This window comes from Acinetobacter sp. YH12095 (genome assembly GCF_013419245.1).
Taxonomy (GTDB): domain Bacteria; phylum Pseudomonadota; class Gammaproteobacteria; order Pseudomonadales; family Moraxellaceae; genus Acinetobacter; species Acinetobacter towneri.
Map to the genome: position 1 here is coordinate 1 of NZ_VPAL01000002.1, position 21,779 is coordinate 21,779.

At 42.4% G+C, this 21,779-nt stretch carries 18 protein-coding genes, 1 other RNA gene and 3 pseudogenes; 11 read left to right on the forward strand and 11 right to left on the reverse strand.

The window, feature by feature from the left end; all coding sequences use genetic code 11:
* Nucleotides 1-403 precede the first annotated feature (403 nt).
* Both FTU35_RS01685 and FTU35_RS01690 read left to right on the forward strand, forming a co-directional pair.
* Nucleotides 404-850, forward strand: coding sequence for an ABZJ_00895 family protein (locus tag FTU35_RS01685; RefSeq protein ID WP_004975337.1), 447 nt, complete (start codon nt 404-406; stop codon nt 848-850).
* Nucleotides 851-986: 136 nt separating this feature from the next.
* Entirely contained in the window at nt 987-1,904 is a 918-nt protein-coding gene (locus tag FTU35_RS01690; RefSeq protein ID WP_179996021.1) for a TIGR01777 family oxidoreductase, read from the forward strand.
* A gap of 20 nt (nt 1,905-1,924) precedes the next feature.
* Here the strand turns inward: FTU35_RS01690 and thiO are convergent, their stop codons facing one another.
* Together thiO and hemB are read right to left on the reverse strand one after the other, a co-directional pair.
* The gene (gene thiO / locus FTU35_RS01695; RefSeq protein WP_004975341.1) at nt 1,925-3,043 is read right to left on the reverse strand and encodes a glycine oxidase ThiO; all 1,119 of its coding nucleotides are present in this window, start codon (nt 3,041-3,043) and stop codon (nt 1,925-1,927) included.
* A gap of 13 nt (nt 3,044-3,056) precedes the next feature.
* Nucleotides 3,057-4,070 carry a porphobilinogen synthase gene (hemB, locus tag FTU35_RS01700; RefSeq protein ID WP_004975342.1) on the reverse strand — a complete coding sequence of 338 codons (1,014 nt, stop codon included), beginning with the start codon at nt 4,068-4,070 and terminating at the stop codon, nt 3,057-3,059.
* A gap of 120 nt (nt 4,071-4,190) precedes the next feature.
* Here hemB and FTU35_RS01705 point away from each other — a divergent pair, with 120 nt between their 5' ends.
* The 5 genes from FTU35_RS01705 (at nt 4,191) to FTU35_RS01725 (ending at nt 9,105) form a co-directional block, all read left to right on the forward strand.
* Nucleotides 4,191-4,688, forward strand: a complete 498-nt coding sequence (locus tag FTU35_RS01705; protein WP_096902274.1) for a thioesterase family protein — start codon at nt 4,191-4,193, stop codon at nt 4,686-4,688.
* A 220-nt stretch (nt 4,689-4,908) separates the two neighbouring features.
* A complete protein-coding gene (locus FTU35_RS01710; RefSeq protein ID WP_180064441.1) occupies nt 4,909-5,739 on the forward strand; it encodes a thermostable hemolysin in 831 nt (276 codons plus the stop codon).
* Nucleotides 5,732-7,186 carry an AMP-binding protein gene (locus tag FTU35_RS01715; RefSeq protein WP_257224281.1) on the forward strand — a complete coding sequence of 485 codons (1,455 nt, stop codon included), beginning with the start codon at nt 5,732-5,734 and terminating at the stop codon, nt 7,184-7,186. Before FTU35_RS01710 ends, FTU35_RS01715 begins: the two co-directional genes overlap by 8 nt.
* 190 nt (nt 7,187-7,376) lie before the next feature.
* On the forward strand, nt 7,377-8,231 hold the full coding sequence (locus FTU35_RS01720; protein ID WP_180061206.1) for a TauD/TfdA family dioxygenase: 855 nt from the start codon (nt 7,377-7,379) through the stop codon (nt 8,229-8,231).
* A 40-nt stretch (nt 8,232-8,271) separates the two neighbouring features.
* Complete coding sequence (locus FTU35_RS01725) at nt 8,272-9,105, forward strand: SDR family oxidoreductase (protein ID WP_180064442.1); 834 nt, start codon at nt 8,272-8,274, stop codon at nt 9,103-9,105.
* Here FTU35_RS01725 and FTU35_RS01730 read toward each other — a convergent pair.
* Nucleotides 9,100-10,437 (reverse strand): sigma-54-dependent Fis family transcriptional regulator, encoded by a 1,338-nt coding sequence (locus tag FTU35_RS01730; protein ID WP_096902278.1) that lies wholly within the window; start codon nt 10,435-10,437, stop codon nt 9,100-9,102. The genes FTU35_RS01725 and FTU35_RS01730 overlap by 6 nt on opposite strands.
* 193 nt (nt 10,438-10,630) lie before the next feature.
* On the opposite strand from FTU35_RS01730, the gene FTU35_RS01735 reads away from it, so the two are divergent.
* The 3 genes from FTU35_RS01735 to FTU35_RS01745 all read left to right on the forward strand — a co-directional run bounded on the left by FTU35_RS01735 (nt 10,631) and on the right by FTU35_RS01745 (nt 12,599).
* Nucleotides 10,631-11,314, forward strand: coding sequence for an MBL fold metallo-hydrolase (locus tag FTU35_RS01735; protein WP_004975362.1), 684 nt, complete (start codon nt 10,631-10,633; stop codon nt 11,312-11,314).
* 44 nt (nt 11,315-11,358) lie between these two features.
* Complete coding sequence (locus FTU35_RS01740; RefSeq protein ID WP_104852390.1) at nt 11,359-12,141, forward strand: sulfite exporter TauE/SafE family protein; 783 nt, start codon at nt 11,359-11,361, stop codon at nt 12,139-12,141.
* A 140-nt stretch (nt 12,142-12,281) separates the two neighbouring features.
* On the forward strand, nt 12,282-12,599 hold the full coding sequence (locus FTU35_RS01745; protein ID WP_004975369.1) for a hypothetical protein: 318 nt from the start codon (nt 12,282-12,284) through the stop codon (nt 12,597-12,599).
* A 94-nt stretch (nt 12,600-12,693) separates the two neighbouring features.
* Here FTU35_RS01745 and FTU35_RS01750 read toward each other — a convergent pair.
* The 7 genes and pseudogenes from FTU35_RS01750 to ssrA all read right to left on the reverse strand — a co-directional run bounded on the left by FTU35_RS01750 (nt 12,694) and on the right by ssrA (nt 18,140).
* Nucleotides 12,694-13,449: pseudogene (locus tag FTU35_RS01750) on the reverse strand (hypothetical protein).
* Between the two features lie 30 nt (nt 13,450-13,479).
* Nucleotides 13,480-13,737, reverse strand: a complete 258-nt coding sequence (locus FTU35_RS01755) for a hypothetical protein (RefSeq protein ID WP_004975373.1) — start codon at nt 13,735-13,737, stop codon at nt 13,480-13,482.
* A 274-nt stretch (nt 13,738-14,011) separates the two neighbouring features.
* Nucleotides 14,012-14,719, reverse strand: a complete 708-nt coding sequence (locus FTU35_RS01760) for an ABC transporter ATP-binding protein (RefSeq protein WP_096902281.1) — start codon at nt 14,717-14,719, stop codon at nt 14,012-14,014.
* A gap of 1 nt (nt 14,720) precedes the next feature.
* Nucleotides 14,721-15,929: an ABC transporter permease gene (locus tag FTU35_RS01765; RefSeq protein WP_136144179.1), complete on the reverse strand. Its 1,209-nt coding sequence runs from the start codon at nt 15,927-15,929 to the stop codon at nt 14,721-14,723.
* On the reverse strand, nt 15,926-17,077 hold the full coding sequence (locus FTU35_RS01770) for an efflux RND transporter periplasmic adaptor subunit (protein WP_004975381.1): 1,152 nt from the start codon (nt 17,075-17,077) through the stop codon (nt 15,926-15,928). The genes FTU35_RS01765 and FTU35_RS01770 overlap by 4 nt, the downstream gene beginning before the upstream one ends.
* 212 nt (nt 17,078-17,289) lie before the next feature.
* Nucleotides 17,290-17,601, reverse strand: a pseudogene (locus FTU35_RS01775) (Arm DNA-binding domain-containing protein); the annotation flags it as partial.
* 179 nt (nt 17,602-17,780) lie between these two features.
* Nucleotides 17,781-18,140: a transfer-messenger RNA gene (ssrA, locus tag FTU35_RS01780) on the reverse strand.
* A gap of 130 nt (nt 18,141-18,270) precedes the next feature.
* On the opposite strand from ssrA, the pseudogene glpK reads away from it, so the two are divergent.
* Nucleotides 18,271-19,754, forward strand: a pseudogene (gene glpK / locus FTU35_RS01785) (glycerol kinase GlpK).
* Nucleotides 19,755-19,873: 119 nt separating this feature from the next.
* On the opposite strand, the gene FTU35_RS01790 reads toward glpK, so the two are convergent.
* Nucleotides 19,874-21,232 (reverse strand): NAD(P)-binding domain-containing protein, encoded by a 1,359-nt coding sequence (locus tag FTU35_RS01790; protein ID WP_104852384.1) that lies wholly within the window; start codon nt 21,230-21,232, stop codon nt 19,874-19,876.
* Nucleotides 21,233-21,779: the final 547 nt, after the last annotated feature.

The following is a 21,779-nucleotide window of genomic DNA, read 5'->3' on the forward strand; positions in this document are numbered from 1 at the left end:
TTGATGCCATTTTTCTTTATACTGTCACTGAGGCAGGTTGGACATTTGATTTCTAGAGTTATTCGCATTTCTCTATTTTATCAAAATTCAACCTGCTTTGTTTCAGCATACTTTTTGAAACACCACCTAAAAAATAAAGACCGACGATTCGAGTGATGATGAAATCGTCGGTCAAAGAAAAACTTGCGATACAGTAAAGCTTTGGCTGCTGTTCAAAGCATGACTGTATGCGATTTATTGCTTTAGTCAGGTCACCGAAAATATTGTGGATGCCATACACATTAACGGTTGTTGTGACCTTGTAGCCTATATAACGTCAGGCTTTTGTATTCGGTTGACAATTTCATGAAAAAAAAATCAATTTTTTTTATACTAGGCTGAATCTTTTGTCTGAGTCATCTTTATGGTATCGCTAAGCCGTTATTTTATCTGGTTTTTCTTGTATTGCTTTGTGATGACCTGTATTTGTGGCGTATTGGCTGCATTATTACCTGCGGGTGTAGGCGGGATTTTAACTGCGGTGCCTTATTTGGTTGCCATGATTTTAGTGCTGTATAAGTTTTTAAAACAACAACGCCGTGCGCCGAATGACAAGGAACGCAAGACATTTACTTTAGGATTTAGCCTGATTTTTTGGGGCTATAACTTGGCGTTTTTATTATTAGGTTTGGCGATATTTTCTCGCCAAAACCCAAGCATTTGGCAAGATTTTTTACAGTATTTGCAACAGCCACAATTTATGAGTGTGGTGGTGATCATGTTCTTGTTGATCGCAATTCCATTGTATCTGCTGACCTATTGGTTTTATGGTAAACAGGCACAGCGTATGGCAGTTAAAATGTTTGGCTGATAAAAGAAGTTGTTAATATCTGATTTTCTTCAAATATACATGATCAGTTATGTGATGATGATTTGCTCAGACTTGAACATTCAGTCTAAATCTCGTATAGCTAAAACTATATTTTTCATCATGCTGAGATTGGAAGATGCATAAACCTTTGGTACTGGTAACAGGGGCAAGTGGTTTTATTGGTTTACAATTGTTGCCATTTTTATTGCAACAGGATTATCGGGTGGTGGGGCTAACCCGACAGCCCAATCGAGTATCCAAACATCCACAATTACGCTGGATTCAGCAGTTAGATGAACTCGACACCGACCAAATTGATTATGTGATTAATTTGGCGGGAGAAAGTATTGGACAGGGCAGATGGACAGCAGAACGCAAACAAAAATTGCTCGATAGTCGAGTTCAGACCACACTGTACTTATATCAATATCTTGAAAAGCGCCGTATTTTCCCCAAGTGTATTATTTCAGGCTCGGCTGTGGGGTATTACGGAATTGACCCGCAGGAACAATGGTCTACATTGTGTACCGAGCACAGTACAGCACAAGATATTTTTATGTCGCAACTGTGTCAGCAATGGGAACAAGCTGCTTTAAGCTTTAGCCAGCAAAATACTAAAATTATGCGTTTGGGTGTGGTGTTTGGACGCGGTGGCGGCATTTTACCGCAAATGTTATTACCAATTCGTTTAAATGCCGTCGGGCGGATTGGGCATGGACGGCAGCCTGTTGCATGGGTGCATATACAAGATGTTTTACAGGCCATTCACTGGTTAATGATGCAACCTGTAGACGCCAAAATTTTGAATGTGGTTGCACCTGAAAAAACCAGTCAGCAAGACTTTGCCGAAACCGCAGCTCGGCTTTTAAAACGTCGTCCATTTTTGGTGTTACCTGCTTTTGTCTTGCGTTGGTTATTGGGCGAGCAATCGCAATTGGTGCTGAATGGGCAATATGTTAAACCACAAGCGTTAGAACAAGCAGGCTATTGCTTTCAATATCCAAAACTTGAACAGGCGCTAGCGGCTTGTCTGGGTGCATCATCCTCTACTTAAACAGAGGATGATGCTGAGTGTTATGCACAGATTGAGGTGGGCTGTAACTGCTTTGGATCATAAGCGGCAGGATCAACAATCGTTTCTTGCCCAAGCATGAGCTGTCTTAATAACTGCGCTGAAGCAGTGCCCATACATAAGCCATTACGGAAGTGTCCGAAATTCATCCATACATTATTTAGGCTTGGCACTTTGCCGATATACGGCACACCTGTAGGCGAGCCTGGACGTAAACCAGCCCATTGCTTCACAATGGGGAACTGTGCCAATTCAGGCACCATTTCAAAACAAGCCGTTAAAATATCTTGTTGGGTTTGCGGGTTTGGTGTGGTGTCAAAACCAACGTGACGCATACTGGAACCGCATAGCACATGCCCATCTTGACGTGGAATCAAGTACATCACCTTGTTCATGCACATGCTTGGCAACCATTGTGCAGGGGTTTTAAATAACACAATTTGCCCTTGTACAGGCTGTACAGGAATCTCTAAACCCAGTTGTGCCGCCCAGTGCTGTGACCATGCACCTGTCGCAAGCACGATATGATCTGCACGATGCAAGCGACCATCGGCAGATTGAATGGCTTGAATACGATCTTCAGTGATCTGAAATTGCTGAATTGGGCAGTGTTCAAAAAATCGCACGCGCGGATGTTGTTTCAAATATTGCGTGAGCGATTGTAATAAACGCGGATTGCGCACATTGGCAAGTTGTGAGAAATACAGGGCTTGTTTAAATTTGGGGTGGATATGCGGGTTAATTTGTTCGAGCTGTTCCCGATTCAGACATTCAGCTTGCTGCATCGGTTCATGATGACGTTCGGCATAATTTATACCAATCTCAAAATCATCTTCATCAAAAATCAACATGCCTGTTTCATGGATTTCAAAATCAATGCCTGTAATAGGTTTGAGTTTTTCATTCCATGCTTGGTACTGCGGTTTGGCAAATTGGGCTAAGTCATTGACCGCTTGAGGATAACGCCACGGATACATGGGAGAAAGAATTCCACCACCTGCCCATGATGCCGCTTGTGCTGCTTGTTGTTGATCAAAAATACTGATAGAGCAGCCCTGCTCTACCAGTTCGAGTGCAGACAACAAACCGCTGATGCCTGCACCAATGATTGCGATGTGCATGAAAGTCGCCTGTTTATGCCATATCTTTAAGTTTGAGTGCTGCTTCTTCGGCAAAATATGTCCAAATACCATCTGCACCTGCACGGCGGCAACTCATTAGCGATTCAATAATCACACTGTCCGACAACCAGCCATTTTGAATCGCGGCAGCAAGCATGGCGTATTCACCACTCACTTGATAGACAAAGGTTGGCACACCAAAGTTATCTTTCACTTCACGTACGATGTCTAAATAAGGCATACCTGGTTTTACAATCACCATGTCTGCACCTTCTTGAATATCCAGTGCAATTTCATGCAAGGCTTCGGCGCGGTTGCCAATATCCATTTGATAATTGTATTTGTTGCCGCCTTTGAGGTTGCTGGCAGAACCGACTGCATCACGGAATGGGCCGTAAAAGCTAGAGGCGTATTTGGCTGAATAAGCCATGATAGAGGTATAGATGTGCCCGTTGCTTTCCAACGCCTGACGAATCGCACCAATACGGCCATCCATCATGTCACTTGGCGCAACCACATCTGCACCCGCTTCGGCATGGCTTAAAGCCTGTTTAATTAGACATTCAACGGTTTCATCATTCAGTACATAGCCTGTGTCATCAATAATGCCATCTTGACCATGAGTAGTGTACGGGTCGAGTGCGCCATCGGTAATAAGTACCATCTCTGGTAATTCTTTTTTCAGCAGGCGTAGCGTGTTTTGCACCAAGCCATCTTCACGCCATGCTGCTTCTGCGGTCAGGCTTTTATCTTCTTGTGGCGTGACTGGAAACAATGCCAGTTTAGACACACCCAGCTGCATTAAACGCTCGGCTTTTTTGAGTAATAAGTCTGCCGATAAACGCTGAATATTGGGCATGCTTGGAATATCTTGGGTTTGATTTTGTCCCGGTAAAACAAATACAGGATAAATCAAGTGATCTGTGGTTAAGTGAGTTTCGCGAACCATGGCGCGTAATTGATCATTTTTACGGATACGACGCATACGAGTGGCAGGAAATGCAGGACGATTGAACGTATAGGTCATAAAAATCTCACTGATCAGTATTAAACTAGACGACTATTGTAGCCCCTTAAATTTCATTTGGGCATACATTGGCTGTTTTTATTGTTGGTAAATTGAGTTGTTTGGACTTTTGGGCACGTTATGAGTAATGCAGAGAAAAATTGGACTGGGAATATACATTTAGGCGCGAAAGTCGATATTGATGTCGTGCTAAGACAATTGGTCAATGCATTTAATGGATCGCCATTTTTTCAACACAATGGCATGAGCATGCGTGTGGTCGATGGTCAAATTGAAGCCTATATTGAGATGCAACCGTATATGGTGGGCAACGTGGCTTTCCAAATTTTACATGGTGGTGTTGCTGCAACCATTTTGGACAGTGTGGGCGGTATTGTGGCGATGGGTGAGTTATATAAAAGAACTGAACCTGACGACTTGCCCGATACCATAAAAAAAGTCACCCGTTTGGCTACGGTAGATATGCGGGTGGATTACTTAGCACCGGGACGCGGTAAGTATTTTATTGCCCGTGCGGAAACTTTACGTTTAGGGCGTAAAGGCTGCACCATGCGCATGACGATGGTCAATGATGAAGATAAACCAATTGCAACGGCAATTGCGTCTTATGCCTATTAAAATCTAAGGTAGGGCGCGAACAATTGTGTTTTGCCTAATTGGATGACTGTTTATTTTGATTAGTTTATTGTTTTAGACATATAAGGAGTTGAGTGATCAGCTCCTTTTTTGTGTGCATAAACAACTTTATGAATTGTGACAGTTTGTAGCGACTTAAGTTTTCTTTAAGTTTAGATTTCTATCTTGAGCATTGAGTTATTTTCTATCCAATGTGATGCACATGATCAAATTTAATTTTGATGCTCAATCATCCAGTCAAACGCATTTTCTGGATGCGAATTTTCATCAGCAAAAAAATAAAAAACAATTCAACGGGTATGCATCTGTAGCGCAGCCGTATAAACCACAAACGAACCCAAAACAGTTGAACCTAGAACAGCCACATTTAGATGTATTACACAGCTATGCCTCGGTGATTCAAGCACACACAACAGCACAACATTTAAATGTGACAACTGTGACCCGAGATGCTAGCGAACAACGCTTGGCATTAGAGCATTTTATTCGAGATAAATACCAAAAAGTCCATCAGGCATCCATAAATACTTTTTCAGATACCTTGTTTGCAGGCTATGTAAACCACGACATGCAAGTGGTGATTGGCATGCAACCATTGGGCGCGAACCAAGCCTTTTTGGAACAGTATTTAGATGCACCCATTGAAACCATTTTAACCCAATTGAGCCAAGTGCCTGTAACGCGCGCGCAGATTGTTGAAATTGGCAACTTAGCAGCGCAAGACATGAGCAAAGCCAAATTGATGGTGGCTTTTTTGGTGTTTCATTTATCGCAGAACAATGTGTCGTGGGCAGTTTGCACAGGAACAGCAGCAGTGCGCTATGTGTTACAGCAAATGGGACTGCATTTTCAGGTGCTAGAAAAAGCCAACCCCGAAGCCTTGGGCGATGCACAGCATCAATGGGGCAGTTATTACCAACAGAAGCCTTATGTACTGGCGATTGACGTTGCAGCAGCGTTGGCGGTCACGCAACAGCAATATTGTTTTTATGCCAAAGGTTATGCAGAAAGGCGGAAATTGAAAGATGAATGAGTTGTTTGAAAACCTGAATCACTATGCCCAAACAGACCCTGAGCGTGAAGCAATTGTGACGGCACAAACCACACTGAGTTATGCCACATTACAGCAACGGGTTGAGTTGCTCAGTGCAGAATTGGCAACTTATCAAGTACAGCGTTTGGCGTTGTGGGGTGTGAACCAGGCCGATTGGATTGTGGTCGATTTAGCCGCACGTAAAGCTGCAATGACAGTCATTCCTGTGCCTTTATTTTTTACTGCTGCACAAGTGCAACATTTACTGCAAGACAGCCAAGCCGAGTTGCTGTGTATTTTGACGGATACTGCACAAAGCGATACTCCGTCCAATGTTAACTCGGCTATTGGAAATACTGCTATTCCAGAAGCTTTGTTGGAGATGATTGATGCAGTTCAGGCACAGGTTTTGCCACCATCAGATTTATATCAAGGGCAGTTGTTTCGTCTAAGCGTTGAAACAGCACAACCGCATTTATCCCCAAATTCTGCTGAGCAGCCTACAAAAATTACTTATACCTCGGGCAGTACGGGTACTCCCAAAGGTGTGTGTTTGGCAGAAGCCACCATTAATTCAATTACGTACTCTTTAAGTCAGGCATTGCAAAGCAGCCAGCTTGGGCGGCATTTGTGTCTAATTCCATTTGCAACATTGCTTGAAAATATCGCAGGCGTGTATGTGCCTTTTCACATGGGGCGTGCAGTGGTGGTGGCTGAAGTCAGTCAGTTTGGTTTGCTGTCCAACCATGAGTTTGATGTTTCACGCTTTGTCGATGCCGTGCAGCAATATCATATTGAAAGCGTGATTTTATTGCCACAAATGCTCAAAGCGATTGTGGAATATATCCATCAACACGGCGATTTGGGCTTGCGCACTTTGAAGTTTATTGCCGTGGGTGGTGGCAAGGTGTCTGCAGATTTACTCAAGCAGTGTCAGCAATTCAATTTACCTGTTTATGAAGGTTATGGTCTGTCTGAATGTGCATCGGTCGTGAGTTTAAACCTGCCTGAAGCTCGCAGAATTGGCAGTGTTGGCCGCGTATTACCGCATGTTCAAGTCGAAATTGCTGCCAATCAAGAAGTGGTGGTCAAGGGCAATGCCATGTTGGGATATATGCATGAACTTGGGCGTGAGCAGGATGCGGTATCAGCCGATATTCACACAGGCGATGCAGGTTATTTTGATGAAGATGGCTATTTATATATCACGGGGCGTATCAAGCAAATTATTGTCAGCAGTTTTGGGCGCAATATTTCACCAGAATGGGTTGAATCGAACAGTTTGAGTGAGCCTGAAATTCAACAGATTGCCGTGTTTGGTGAAGCGCAGCCGTCATTATCTGCAGTGATTTATGCCGAGGAACATCGTTCAGATGCGCAATTGGCAGCCGCGATTTATCGTGCCAATACCCGTATGCCTGATTATGCCCAAATTAAACACTGGTGACGTGCTGAACAACCTTTTTCTTTAAATAATCAGATGTTAACCGATAACGGAAAATTGCGTAGAGCAGTCATTCAGCAACAGTATCAGACAGCTTTGGCACATCCTACAACGTATTTAATGGCTGATCTTGGAGATGTTTCACAGATAGACATCAACCTGTCAGTCATCAATAGAGATAGAGAGAAATCACATGAATATTGCACAACAGCAATTCAAACATTCCCCACAACAAATTAAAGATCGTTTGGTGGAGCACGGTTGGGTTTTACTTAGAAATGAACATTATGATGTGAATGCGTTTAGTGGGCTGATGAGCAATATTTGCCAAAAGCTGACCTATGACCCTGCACGTGAAAATGTGACCCGACAATCGCAAAAAGTAGATGCAGGTACGCAGGCAATGGGACTGCATATAGAAAATGGTTCAACCCCAATGCCGCCTGATATTATTGCTTTTTTTAGTGAAAAAAGTGCTTCGCGTGGTTCGCAGACTACTTTATGTGATGGACATGAGGTATGGCAAAAACTGCCTGACACACTGAAGCAGAAATTTGCTGAACCGATGACCATCAGCCGTTACTTACCCAAAGCGATGTGGCAAAAGTATGTGGCGACAGCACTCAATATTGCCGATGCCGTACAGGTCGGGCAGCAGGAACTCGCTCATTTTATTGAGATGATTCCTAGACAACGGATTCGCCCTGCGCATGATGAAGGCGTACAGTACGATTTAAGCATGCCGATGATTCGCCATGACAATTTAAAAGCTGTGCCTGCCTTTGCCAACACCTTGTTGGGGCCTTCTTATAATTACGAAAAGCAGCGTTTTTACTTTGCCGATGGCAGCGAAATCCAAGCAGAATTATTGGAAGAATTGGCAGAGCGATGCGAGCGTGAAACCTCAGAAATTGACTGGCAAGATGGTGATGTGGTGCTCATTGATAACAAGCGCTTTATGCATGGCAGACGTGAAATATTGGTGCCATTAGAAGATCGTAAACTCTATATTTGTATGGGCTTGGGACTGAATCCTGCATTTTTATAATTGAGTTGTATCGAATATCTTAAAATTGAGAGTATCTTTTATGTCAAATTTAACTGCGGTGATTTTCGGGGCAACAGGCGGGATTGGTCATGCGATTGCGCATCATTTTGCTGAAAAAGGCTTAAACTTAATTTTGGTTGGGCGTAAGCAAGACACCTTGCAACAACTAGAGCAAAGTCTGGCGCAGCAGTATCCTCAGTTGCAATTACACAGTCTGCGTTGTGATTTAATTGATGCCAGCAGTCGTCATGATTTTATTCAGGCACTTGCCGCATTAAAACATCCGATTCATTACTATATTAACAATGCAGGCATGAATGATTTTCGTCTGTTTGCGCAGCAATCACAGGATACCATTGAGCAAATGATGTTGGTCAATGTGGCTTATCCGCTGCAACTGATTCAGGATGTGATTCCATATATGTCGGACAGTCAGCCGAGTCAGATCATCAATATTGGCTCGACTTTTGGCAGCATCGGCTATCCTGGCTATGTGAGTTATTGCGCCAGTAAGTTTGCCTTGCGTGGTGCAACTGAAGCGTTGGCGCGAGAGTATTGTCAGACTGCCATTCGTTTTAGATATTTCTCCCCACGCGCGACCAATACCAGTATGAACAATCCCGATGTGATTGAAATGAATATCAAAATGGGTACAAAAGTGGATTCACCTGAATTTGTGGCACAAGAACTGTATCAATTTTTACAAACAGACCGTCAATCCTATCAGGTCGGTTATCCTGAAAAAGTCTTTGTCAAACTGAATCAGTTGATGCCTAGCCGAGTCGCAGCTGCCATTCAAAAAGATTTAGACACCATTTATGAATATGCAGATCAAAGCAAAGCGTCCTTTATTCAGCAAACTTCCGCCTCATAAATGATATTTTTTTCGATAACGCCATAAGGTGGTTCGGCTAATGCCCAAGGCTTGTGCCACCAATTCAGTTTGCCCCTGATATTTTTCCAGTAAATCCTGCAGTGTGTCTTTATCTACTTTATTGTTGGTTTTGATGGGCAGCTCAATAGGTTGTGGCGTTGGGGTAGCTGTGGCGAGTTTCAAACTAGCATGCACAATTTCATCGGGTAAATCGTGTTGATCAATTTCCGTTTTACCTGCTGACATGGTCAATGCATACAGCAAGGTATTCTTTAATTCACGCACGTTGCCTGGCCAGTCGTAATTGATTAATACCTTCAGTGCTTGCTCGGTCAAATGTGGCGTGACCTGAAACTGGGCTTGTTGTTGCAAAATAAATGCTGCAATTTTAGGGATATCTTGTTTACGTTCACGTAGTGGTGGCACAAAAATTGGAATCACCCGTAAACGATAAAGTAAATCTTGGCGAAATCTGCCTAAACGCGCTTCTTCACGTAAAGCGCGATGGGTTGCGGTAATAATTCTGACATTCGATTTAATCGCTTTTTCACCGCCCAAAGGGGTGAATTCGCCCGTTTCTAATACTCGTAATAATTTGGCTTGCAGTTCCAGTGGAATTTCTGCAATTTCATCTAAAAATAAAGTACCACCTGCAGCACGTTCAAACACACCTTTATGCTCACGAATTGCCCCTGTAAATGCACCTTTCACATGCCCAAACAATTCACTTTCTAAAATATTGGCATTTAAAGCCGCGCAGTTAATCGCAATAAAGACTTGTGCATGCCGTTGGCTGCGTGCATGTACTGCTTGCGCCACCAACTCTTTACCACTACCAGATTCACCACGCACCAAAACAGGAAACTCAGTAATCGCTACCCGTTCAATAATGGAATACATATGCTGCATTTGTGGCGAATCACTATGGAAAAACTCCGCCAAACTATTTTGTGCTTGGGCAGATGGGGTGAGTGTTTGTGATGACACTGTTGCAACGCTAGGCTGCAGAAAGAATAAACATCCTGTGAAATCGGCTGTATGGACACGAATATTTAAGCTGTGGTAGTGCCATGCCTTAGCACTATTCGGGAGTTGCAGCAGACCTGTCTGTGGTTGTGATGCTGATTGTGATTGTAGTTTTAATTTCAATAATTGGTTTTTTAATGTTTTACCCGTAGCTGCAGAAACAGAAGCATCTTGTGCATATTCATAAATCCATGTTTGAGCAATGTCGTCATAAACATAGAGCAAACTGTCTGGACAAAGTTGTTGTAAATGAAACAAAAAGCTTTCAAGACTGGCTTGTTGTTCAAAGTCATGTATCGCATTCATGATGTTTCATCTTTTGTTTCATTATTGATTCAATTGAAACACAAAATGCAACAGATGTGAAACATGGAATATGACCTAAATTAAATAATATTTCTTAATATATTGTATTTTATTAATATATTTAAAAGAGATTAAGTTGGCATTATATTTGCAAAATTAAGAATAACAAAATATAAAACTTGGTGTATATCTCATGATCTTTCATCAATTTTTTGAAGCTGACAGCTCGACCTATACTTACTTATTGGCATCTGAACAAACCCGTGAAGCGGTGCTGATTGACCCTGTAATTTCAGAGGTTGAGCAATATGCTGCTTTTCTAGAACAGCATGATTTGCAATTGGTGTATAGCTTAGATACGCACGTACACGCTGACCATATTACTGCTGCCAACGAACTCAGAACACGTTTTGGTTGTAAAACTGTATTACATCGTAATTCAGGTGTGGTGTGTGGCGATATTTTCATTACCGATGGCAGCGCCATTCGTGTGGGTGAATTATTGATTGAAGCACGTTATACCCCGGGTCATACCAACGCCTGTACCAGCTATGTGGTCAATGGCATGGTATTCACTGGCGATGCGTTGTTAATTGATGGTTGTGGTCGTACTGACTTTCAGGAAGGCAACCCAGCGACTTTATATGACAGCATTCATCTACAAATTTTTAGCTTACCTGATGACACTTTGGTGTATCCAGGGCATGACTATAAAGGGCGTTTATCTTCTACCGTTGGGCAGGAAAAACGCAATAACTCGCGTTTAGGACAAGGACGTACCAAAGCGGAATTTATTACCCTCATGCAGAATTTAAACCTGCCTTATCCAAAACATATTGATGTGGCTTTGCCTGCCAACAAAGTTTGTGGCAAGTGATGTTTGCACAGCACAACATAGTGATGGAATAGGGGGAAATACGCATGTGGATGTTAATCCTAGAAGGCTTGGCGATTGGTACTTTGCTGGGTTTGACAGGGGCAGGGGGCGGTATTCTTGCCGTTCCTGCACTTATGGCAAGTCAGGGCTGGACTGTGGCGCAGGCTGCACCTGTCGGTTTATTGGCAGTCACTTTGGCGGCTTTGGTTGGCACAGTTGAAGGCTTGTTCAAACGTATTGTACGTTATCGTGCTGCATTGTGGATTGCCCTAATCAGTATTCCATCTGCGCGTTATGGGGTGCATTTGGCAGGTATTGTGCCGCCCATGTGGTTAACACTGGCGTTCAGTCTGGTCATGTTTATTGTGGCGTATCGTATTTTCTTTAATAAGGTCAACGACCAAACTAATCCACCGTGTAAGGTAAACCAAAACACAGGACGCTTAATTTGGAATGTTAAAACGGCGTCTTTGCTTGGTGGTGTGGGTGTAATTGCAGGCTTATTGACGGGTTTGTTGGGTGTGGGCGGTGGTTTTATTATTGTGCCGTTATTGCGTAAATTTACCGATTTGGATATGCGCAGTATCGTCGCAACCTCTTTGATGATTATTTTCCTGATTGGTGGCGTGAGTATTTCAGCACACGTTTTAGATGGCTTTCAGTACCCAATGGCAGTCACCATCACCTTTGTTCTGGCATGTATTGTCGGGATGTTACTTGGACGTACTTTGGTACATCGCATGAATAGCAATACTGTACAAAAGGTATTTGCTACGACAGTTATTGGTGTTGCGTTCTACCTCATTTATACAGCGATTATGGCTTAAGTCTAATATTTGGATACTAGGTTTTTACTTTGAACTGCAGTATTGTGAATAGGTAACGTATTGTTAAGTGTAAGAAAAAGCACTAGACCTAGACCAAATTAAAGATTAGCTTAGTTGTATAAGATGACAAGGAGCCAAGAATGAAAAAACATTTATTTTGTGTGGGTGTCGAGTTCCGCAAAGCATCCGATGAAACAGGCTCTTATGCGTATTTGACCGCATATTTAGGCGCAGATGACTTACATGAAGCGATTGATCGCGTTCAGAAACAACTGGAGCAAGAAGGCAATAAAGTATTGTTCGTTCGTGGTTGCTGGGTTGTCGATGCCGATTGTGATGATGGTTTCTGCCCAACTGAAGAAAGTAATGCTGCCTCTAAAGCAGACCTACTGTTCAACGATGAAATCTATTATGGCAAATTGCAGCAATGGTCAATCAACAATGGCTATGAATACTGAGTAAAATGTTGGCTGAGTAAGATGCCGATGGGTTCAGTTTACTGACCTGTGAATATTTAAAAAACCGCGTTTGAATGATTCAAGCGCGGTTTTTTTATTCTTCATCAACCAAATGAACAAGTACATATTTTTCAAACCAGATCGGAAACTCTCCTTTAAAATCTGGATTAATGATCAATGTATCTCCGTTAGTCACTTCACAGATATAAGAAGCCATATTCTTGGTCGCATTACTTGAGTTATCAAATAAATACGCTCGGTCAGATACTTCAATCGCATCAATCAACATGTGCATAGTGCGGAAATAGCGTTCACGGATTTTAATTTCTTCGACTGGATGACCACCATTTTTCACACGTTGTTTAACTCGGTCCACATTAATATCAGGGTCCTCAGTCGTCACAAAGTATAAATAGGTACGATAGCCTTGCGTTTTAGCATCTCGCAAAAACTCGATTTTACTCTCATGAGACATTACGGTTTAAAATGTAAATCCAACCTTAAGCGTAAGTAACTCTTTACGGATGACATCAAGAATTCGGGCTGCGAGGTAGGAATCAATCGTGTTCCCGCTTAAGTCGATTAAGCTTCCATCAATCACAGGATCTACTGAGAGGAGAGGACTTTTGCTTAGAGTACCATCTGCATTTTTTAGTGGTCGACTTGCTTGAGTAAGATAATCAACCAATATGTTTGCATTAATGCGTATATCAAATTGACTTAGATCAAGAATGGGTGTGGCTTTAAGATCGCGCTCAAGGTTGTCAGCATTCAAAAACAATTTAGATAAACGGCTATCTAAACCATTAATCATCGTACTTTTGCCCGATCCATTTGGACCCGCAAACATTCTGATTCGAGGTGTTTTTGGCAACATAAATTATTCTGCAGTAGCCTCTATGTTACGTTTTCTAATTTTAAAGGTTCTGCGACCATTAAACTGGCGGGCTAGATCAGGGTTCCGACCAGATAACTGTTTGATTAAAACTGGTTTGCCATTCGGGGTTTTGCTGACTAAGGCATCATTTTCCACATAAAGTACTCGATCACTGTGAGCTACTGCAATGAAGCGTTCACGCAAAACGTCAGCTGCAGCTGTAGCGATTTCACTTTCATTGGTTCGGTTTCTAGTTGACATATCTAAAACCTCTAGGTGATTAAGTTTCATGGTTAGCGCGTCAATTCTTGGATTAAGAATAAATTGCTCTATTTAATCAATATATGCGTATTTTGATTAAATTCCAAGAACAGTATGAAGCTAGTAAGTATTATATTTTTGCATTTCTGATGCTATCAGAATACCACATCAACCGTTTTTTAGCATTGTGTCGCATGTAACTTGAAATGCAGATATTTTATTGCTTTTGATATTGAGCTAAAACATCAGTTTCCAGCGCTGAAAACTTTAGAGCCTACTTAAAAGGACGTCCTTCGCCTTGTTCTTCATAAGTCACACCATCTCGAATGTGGTACAAGCGTTTAAAGGTAGGGATGATTTTATCGTCATGTGTGACTACAATAATTGCAGTTTGAAATTTTTCTGCCATTTCGTGTAATAAGCGAATCACGGTCATCGCGCGTACACTATCCAATGGTGCAGTGGGTTCATCGGCTAAAATCACAGGCGGTTGATTAATCAAACCACGTGCAATGGCGACACGCTGTTGTTCACCACCAGACAATTGCCCAGGCATGGCATGTACCCGATGCTGCACATCGAGCGCCGTTAAAATTTCCAATGCGCGGGCGCGGGCAATGTCATTGGCTACGCCTGCTAACATCGGCAGCAGCGCTACATTATCCAAAACATTTAAAAAAGGAATTAAGTACGGGGTTTGGAACATAAAACCAATTTTATCGCGGCGTAAGGCACTTAAGTCTTTGACTAACCAACGTTGATCAAAAATCACCTCATCGCCCAAAGTCATGCGTCCTTCGGTAGGATCAATCACGGCACCTAAACATTTGAGCAAGGTGCTTTTACCCGAACCTGAGGGGCCAATCAGCCCAACCACTTCACCGGGTGCAACCTGCATTTTGACATCTTTTAAGGCATAAAAGGCATTGTCACCTTGTCCAAAACGCTTTTTTAAACCTTCAATTAAAATGCCGTGTGTCATGTTATCCCCCAATTGCTTCGGCAGGGTCAATGCGCAGTGCCATCCGAATTGCAACCAAACTGGCTAACATGCAAATCAGCATCACCGCAATAAATCCAAAAATAGAATCTTGCGGAACCAATAAGACATATTTCGGGAAATATGGTGCGGCAAAGGTTGAACTGATTTTACCAACAGCAAACCCAATTAATCCAAGCGCGAGTGCTTGTTGCAAGATCATCCAAGCGATTGTGCGATTGCGTGTGCCAATTAATTTTAAGACCGCAATTTCACGAATTTTGTCCATAGTCAGGGTATAAATAATAAATGCCACAATCGCGGCGCTGACCAAGGCCAAAATCACCAAAAACATGGCAATTTGTTTGGCGGATGTGGCAATCATTTTGCTGATTAAAATGTGTTCCATCTGCGGGCGGGTATAGACTGTTAATTGTTGCCAACGCTGAATATGTGCTGCTGTTTCTTCAGCTGAAGCACCTGCATTTAAACGGACTAAAATAGCATTCACATAACGGTTGCTACTTTGTGCATTGAGTACGCTTTCAAGCAAGTCAGGATAAGCAGGGCGGTTATAAATTGGGTTTACTGCAATTCGTCTACGGTCTTGTAAAATGGCAGCATTGTCCTTTTGGAATTGCGCCTGTTGTGCATCTTTCAGCGGAATAAAAATCATCGGGTCACCACCCGAAGACACCATGCGTCGGGTTAAACCCACCACGGTAAAGGTGTTACGACGGATTTTAATACGATCACCCAACTTTAATCCCGTACTCATGTCGGCTACGGCTTCATAGTGCCCGCGGGTCAATTGACGTCCTGCCAATAAATGTGGCGGCCACCCCAAGTTATTCCACGCATGTTCACCTGTTTGAATCCCGACCACCATCGAGCGAATATCTTTATCTTGATGATGCACTTGCATGGTTAAATAAGTAATATTTGAAGCATGCGCCACCCCGGGCATATTCATCACGCTGCGATATAAATCATCACGCACACTTGAAGGTTCTGCATAAGGGCCAAGTGTATCTTGCTGTACTACCCATAGGTCAGCACCACTGTTATTCAGCAGGGCTTTGGCATCATCTACCATGCCGCGATACACGCCAGCCATAATTAAGGTCACACCAATCAGCAAGCCGAGTCCAAAGCCAGTAAATACAAATTTACCCCATGAATGGAAAATATCACGACCTGCCAGACTAATCATTTAGCAGCTCCTGCAAGTTGCTTGACAACCCGTAAACGGTTTTTGGCATGTAGGGGTTTTTCACTATACAGCACCACTTGATCATTTTCGGATAAGCCTGCGAGCACTTGCACATCGCCCGCTAAATTTGAACGTCCTAATTGAACTTCAACAAATTGCGGCTTTTCGGCCACAACTTTCCACACGCCTACTTGGTTATTGATACGGTGAACTGCCGCATTGGGAATGGTTAAGCTGCGTGCCAATGGTGCGAGGCTGATGGTGACTTCTGCTAACTCACCCAAAGGCGGAAGAGGCGTTGGAGGTTGATTAAAAACCACTTTAGCTAAAATTTCTTCGGTAATGGCATCGGCACGAGGTTCTACCCATAACACATGACCTGCCAAAGCATTATTTTGCCGTGAACGTAAATGAATTTGAGCTGGTAAGTCAGCAGCTAAACCAATCGCACTGGATTGATCGAAACGGGCATTCATCCAAATGGAGTTAGGATCGACAATTTCTAGTACTGTTTGACCTGCCACGACTGTTGAACCCGGTTCTGCATAACGTGCAGTGACGACACCTGCGGCTGTGGCCACTAAATTTAAATTATCACGCTGTGCTTGTAAGGTATTCAGGTCTGCACGTGCTTTATTGAGTTCTTGTTGCATCGCGCTGAGTGCCGCCGTTGCCAAATCGAGCTCTTGTTGTTTAATGGCTAAAGATTCTTGGCTGGTGGCATTGATTTTAGCTAGTTGTTGATAACGATTGACTTGTTGCTGCGCAAAATTTTGACGGATTTGAGTGTCTTGTTGCTGAGCGGTAATTTTTTGGATTATCGCACGTTGAGCCAATAAACGATCTTCTAGATCGACAGGATCCATTTCGCCTAACAGTTGTTCTGCTTGTACGTTATCGCCAATATCTACTTTTAAGTTTTTTAAGCGACCTGCTGCAGTTGGGCCAATTTTATAATTATAACGCGCTTCAACGGTTGCTACGCCAAACAGGCTAGGTTGAATGGATTGATATTTGACTTGCGTGAGGGTGACGTTGACAGGGGCAAATGGGCCCGTGCGTAAGACCACGTAAATTAACAATAAAACCAGAGCTACAATGACCACAATCACGGAAATAGTTCGCTTTCCTAAGGGAAATACCTGCATGTGTACTCCGCATAATTTTTTATCAATTAAGGATAATATAATCTATTTTGTTGTTGTGCGGGGGAGTTATTCGGTTTGGGGAGTGAAAGCGAAAAATGTTTGGAGATGAATAAACCACCCAATAAAAAGGCTCAAACCACTAAAAGTGAATTTGAACCTAGATCGCTTGGTAATACCCCCATTTTTAATTGAATTAATGGGTAGAAAAGAGGGCGTTCAAAATTCTGTCGCTTGCGTTCTTGTTTGGTAATGATTGGATTATCGCCGTGTGAAATATCCTTGATAATTTCTCTCGCTTTTTTTCTTGCACCTGCACCCGATAAATCAGGATATGTACCAATGCCCAACCATGACCATTTGCCATCAGCTTTTTTATATCTGAATAGCCATGCTTTTTTACCATCAGGCTTGACACGAAAATATAAGCCGTTGCCGTCTAGCTCCCGATATTCTTTTGATTCAGGCTCAAGGGTTGCAAGTACGGTGTCTGCTAGTGGTCTGCGTTTTATGTCTGTTCTTTTCATGGCTTGTACACCAACGGATTCAATAAATCTTGCAATGTACATGGTGGTGTACACGGCGTATGTACACTGTAGCTAGTTATATTTAGTTATGTTTAGGCAAGAAAAAAGGCTCAATCCCTTTAGAATCAAGCCTTTATCTTTTAAAACTTGGCATGTTTTGCCATATTTTGTTAGGTATTTGGTGGAGATGGCGGGAGTTGAACCCGCGTCCGCCAACACTACACTCGAGAATACTACATGCTTAGATATCGTCTATTGTTTTAACACTCTAAGACCCGACGAACAGGGTTTAAAGTGCGATCCTCTAAGTTTGGTATAAAGTCCCGAGGCTCAACTCTATACGGACTTGTGTGCGTGCGCTTCAGTCGGGTTCACTGACCACAAGTATTCAGTGAAGCGGACAAGCGGCCCTTAGGCAGCTAGAGCGTAAGATTCGTCGTTTGCGACTATTTTAATGCAAATTTGATTTACGAGAGAAAATGCGCTCTCGGCATGCATCTATGAGCTTCATCATCAGCGTCGAAGCCAATAACATCCCCATATCACAGCGCAATCATAGCATAGCTGGCAAAAATTACGATGTATTTTCTGCACAATTACACATTTCGATGCGCTTAGTTACATAATTGCGCTAATATTTTATTTTTCAAGTCAAACACAATAAAAAATATGAGTTATTTACTAGCACTCGATCAAGGCACAACCTCTAGTCGCGCTATCATCTTCAATGAACACGGACAAGTTCAGGCAACGGCACAACGAGAAACCCATATTCAGACCCCACATTCAGGTTGGGTGGAGCAAGATGCTCAAGAAATCTGGTCAAATCAAATTGCTGTGGTGCAACAGGCTCTAGCGACTGCAGGTATTTTGGCTAAAGACATTCGCGCAATTGGTGTGACCAATCAACGTGAAACCACAGTGGTGTGGGATAAACGCACAGGCAAACCATTAGCGCCTGCAATAATTTGGCAAGATCGTCGTGCGGCTGATTGGTGTCATCACTTGATTCAAAATAATCAGATGCAATTGATTCAGGAAAAAACAGGTCTGCGTATAGATCCGTATTTTAGTGCAGGCAAACTGGTGTGGCTGCTTGAGCATGTCGATGGATTAAAAGCATTGGCACAGCAGGGGCATGTGGCTTTTGGCACCATCGACAGTTGGTTAATCTGGAATTTGACCCAAGGCGCAGAGCATGTCATTGAAGCGAGTAATGCTTCAAGAACGATGTTGATGAATTTACATCACCAAACTTGGGATGAAGAATTGCTGGAATTATTTCAAATTCCCGCATCGGTCTTACCCAAAATTATTGCATCCGACAGCTATATTGCAGATACCGCAACGGGTTTATTGGGGGCGAATATCCCAATTACAGGTATTTTAGGCGATCAGCAGGCGGCGTTGTTTGGGCAATCGTGCTTTGAAGTTGGTACAGCAAAAATACCTACGGCACAGGCTGTTTTATGTTGTTTAATACAGGCAATCAGGTGCAATTTAGCCAAAATAAGTTACTCACTACTTTGGCGTGGCAATGTCAAAATCAAACCCATTTTGCCCTTGAAGGCAGTGTTTTTATGGCAGGTGCTGTAGTGCAATGGCTGCGCGATGGTTTGGGTATTATCCAAAAAAGCAGCGATGTGGAACAACTTGCCAATAGTGTAACTTCTAGCGATGGTGTAGTGCTAGTTCCTGCATTTACAGGGCTTGGTGCGCCACATTGGGACAGTGAAGCGCGAGCGCTTTTATGTGGAATGTCACGTGGCACCAACAAGGCACATATTGCCCGTGCTGCCTTGGAATCCATTGCATTTCAGGTGTCGGATGTACTCACTGCGATGCAATCCGATTTAGATCATCCACTGAAAGAGCTTCGAGTCGATGGTGGTGCTAGTCAAAATGATATGTTGATGCAATTCCAAGCCGATATTTTAAATGTGCCTGTGTTACGTCCTAAAATGTTGGAATCAACCGCTTGGGGAGCAGCAGCTATGGCAGGTTTAAAGGCGGGTGTATTTTCTGACTTATCTGAAATTTCAGCATCTTGGCAGTTAGATCGGGTATTTGAACCCCAAATGAATGAAGCAGAGCGTGCAGAACATTTAGCACGTTGGCAACAAGCCTTAAAACGTGCTAAGTCAGACTTATAATCAGCGCTATTTCTAAAATAACGCTAAGTTGAAATAAATCTTTAAACCACAAGCTTCATCAGCAAAACTTTTGAGGCTTGTAGCTGTTTTTTCGTTACTTTGATCTTTTAGATTACGCCTTACATTGCCTCACGTTGAGCTTCATCTTCTAGATAACTTTCCAAAGAATCATCTAGTGCATAAAGCCATGGTGTGTGATGCGGTTTAGCCATTTTTCCTGTCATCACTGAGCGATAAACTTTATCTCTAAAGCCCATAATATTTTCTTTTTTATGCTTTTTCCATTGCATGAAAATATCGTGTACTGCATCAATATTGAAAGATGGATAGTCGGTCTGCGCAATCAGGCGTTTGATGTAATCCCCTTGAAAACGTGCAGATTGTTCATCGCTCATTAAGCGTTGTTCTTTTTCATGCAAGGTTTGGGTATGGCTTTGCATTTCGTCTATGCTTGGCAACGCAATTTTGCCCAAAATCACATCACGGACAAACCATGCCTGCGCATCGAACATATTGAAGGTGTACCATTGATCTTGCATGCCTAAATAGAACAAACGAGGATTCTTTTCCCAAACCACACCTTGATATAAACCTAGTGGATAAAGGCAGTTATGCGTTCTGAGGCGCAAGCCATCTTCAATAAACGGGAAGTGGTGTAAATAGCCCGTACATAAAATAATGGCATCAATTTTGGCCGATGTTCCATCACCAAAATAAGCAGTATTTTCATCTACACGCAGTAATTGTGGTTTTTCAGACCAGTTTTTGGGCCACTTAAAGCCCATGGCTTTACTGCGATAGCAACTGTAAATTTGTTTGGCGCCGTATTTATAACATTGCGAACCAATGTCTTCGGCAGAGTAGCTGCTGCCCACCAACAGCACTGATTTACCTTTAAATTCCAGTGCATCACGGAAATCATGCGCGTGTAAAATACGACCATGGAATTGATCAAAGCCTTCATAAACAGGGACACGCGGGGTAGAAAAGTGCCCAGAGGCCACCACAACATAATCAAACTGTTCTGAATAATGACGTTGCTGTGCGTAATCTTCGACATCAACCGTAAATTTTTGCGTCGCATCATCATAATGAATATGCTGAACGGCGGTATTAAAGCGGACTAAGTCTTTCACCTGTGCTTTTTCTGCACGACCTTGAATATAATCCCACAACACTGCGCGTGGCGGATAAGACGCGATTGGTTTTTTGAAGTGTTCATCAAAAGTATAATCGGCAAATTCTAGCGCTTCTTTAGGGCCATTTGACCATAAATAACGGTACATACTGCCGTGGACAGGTTCGCCATGTTCATCTATACCTGTGCGCCAAGTATAGTTCCAGAGTCCACCCCAATCATTTTGTTTTTCGAAACATACAATTTCAGGAACTTGTAGACCTTTGGCCTTTGCTGACTGAAACGCTCTTAATTGGGCCATGCCGCTTGGGCCAGCGCCAATAATTGCAATTCGATCCATTGCTATCTCCATTAGTTTTTGAGTTCTTAATTACTTCTCCAATTTTGAGTGACACAATTCAGGATTTTAAATATCCGCATTATAAAAATAAGCAAATACAATCCTAAATTTAGAGATCAAGTAGATCTTGTCAAAATAGGATGTGAATTAAAAAAATAGAAAAAATAAAACACACTAAAGACAGTAAAAATTGCTTAAGCAACTCATCTTTATAAAAAAATGTGTTTTACAAGAAGCATGATCTTATCATAATTTTTGATTAATTTTGGTTTTGCTTAGTTGTAAAAGTGAATTTAAAGTCATTGCTGTTGTTGTTTTGGTTTGATCAATTGGTATATTTTATTGATTTTTATAGAGGAAATAAGATGAAAATTTAAAGCTAATTTTTATCTCATTTTGCCCAATATAAAGGTGATTTTGATGAGATTGTTGCAAAATCTACAATGATATACAGAGGATTGAAAACTGAATCTTAGGCAACATTTTCAGAGAGCCATACCCGAAGTGGACTTCTGAAAAATTAAAAGGATGCTGTGATTGATAGGTG

Bases quoted from the DNA above. Each gene is read 5' to 3' on its own strand.
- FTU35_RS01685 (WP_004975337.1), top strand. From the start codon at position 404: ATGGTATCGCTAAGCCGTTATTTTATCTGGTTTTTCTTGTATTGCTTT.
- FTU35_RS01690 (WP_179996021.1), top strand. From the start codon at position 987: ATGCATAAACCTTTGGTACTGGTAACAGGGGCAAGTGGTTTTATTGGT.
- thiO (WP_004975341.1), bottom strand. From the start codon at position 3,043: ATGCACATCGCAATCATTGGTGCAGGCATCAGCGGTTTGTTGTCTGCA.
- hemB (WP_004975342.1), bottom strand. From the start codon at position 4,070: ATGACCTATACGTTCAATCGTCCTGCATTTCCTGCCACTCGTATGCGT.
- FTU35_RS01705 (WP_096902274.1), top strand. From the start codon at position 4,191: ATGAGTAATGCAGAGAAAAATTGGACTGGGAATATACATTTAGGCGCG.
- FTU35_RS01710 (WP_180064441.1), top strand. From the start codon at position 4,909: ATGATCAAATTTAATTTTGATGCTCAATCATCCAGTCAAACGCATTTT.
- FTU35_RS01715 (WP_257224281.1), top strand. From the start codon at position 5,732: ATGAATGAGTTGTTTGAAAACCTGAATCACTATGCCCAAACAGACCCT.
- FTU35_RS01720 (WP_180061206.1), top strand. From the start codon at position 7,377: ATGAATATTGCACAACAGCAATTCAAACATTCCCCACAACAAATTAAA.
- FTU35_RS01725 (WP_180064442.1), top strand. From the start codon at position 8,272: ATGTCAAATTTAACTGCGGTGATTTTCGGGGCAACAGGCGGGATTGGT.
- FTU35_RS01730 (WP_096902278.1), bottom strand. From the start codon at position 10,437: ATGAATGCGATACATGACTTTGAACAACAAGCCAGTCTTGAAAGCTTT.
- FTU35_RS01735 (WP_004975362.1), top strand. From the start codon at position 10,631: ATGATCTTTCATCAATTTTTTGAAGCTGACAGCTCGACCTATACTTAC.
- FTU35_RS01740 (WP_104852390.1), top strand. From the start codon at position 11,359: ATGTGGATGTTAATCCTAGAAGGCTTGGCGATTGGTACTTTGCTGGGT.
- FTU35_RS01745 (WP_004975369.1), top strand. From the start codon at position 12,282: ATGAAAAAACATTTATTTTGTGTGGGTGTCGAGTTCCGCAAAGCATCC.
- FTU35_RS01755 (WP_004975373.1), bottom strand. From the start codon at position 13,737: ATGTCAACTAGAAACCGAACCAATGAAAGTGAAATCGCTACAGCTGCA.
- FTU35_RS01760 (WP_096902281.1), bottom strand. From the start codon at position 14,719: ATGACACACGGCATTTTAATTGAAGGTTTAAAAAAGCGTTTTGGACAA.
- FTU35_RS01765 (WP_136144179.1), bottom strand. From the start codon at position 15,929: ATGATTAGTCTGGCAGGTCGTGATATTTTCCATTCATGGGGTAAATTT.
- FTU35_RS01770 (WP_004975381.1), bottom strand. From the start codon at position 17,077: ATGCAGGTATTTCCCTTAGGAAAGCGAACTATTTCCGTGATTGTGGTC.
- FTU35_RS01790 (WP_104852384.1), bottom strand. From the start codon at position 21,232: ATGGATCGAATTGCAATTATTGGCGCTGGCCCAAGCGGCATGGCCCAA.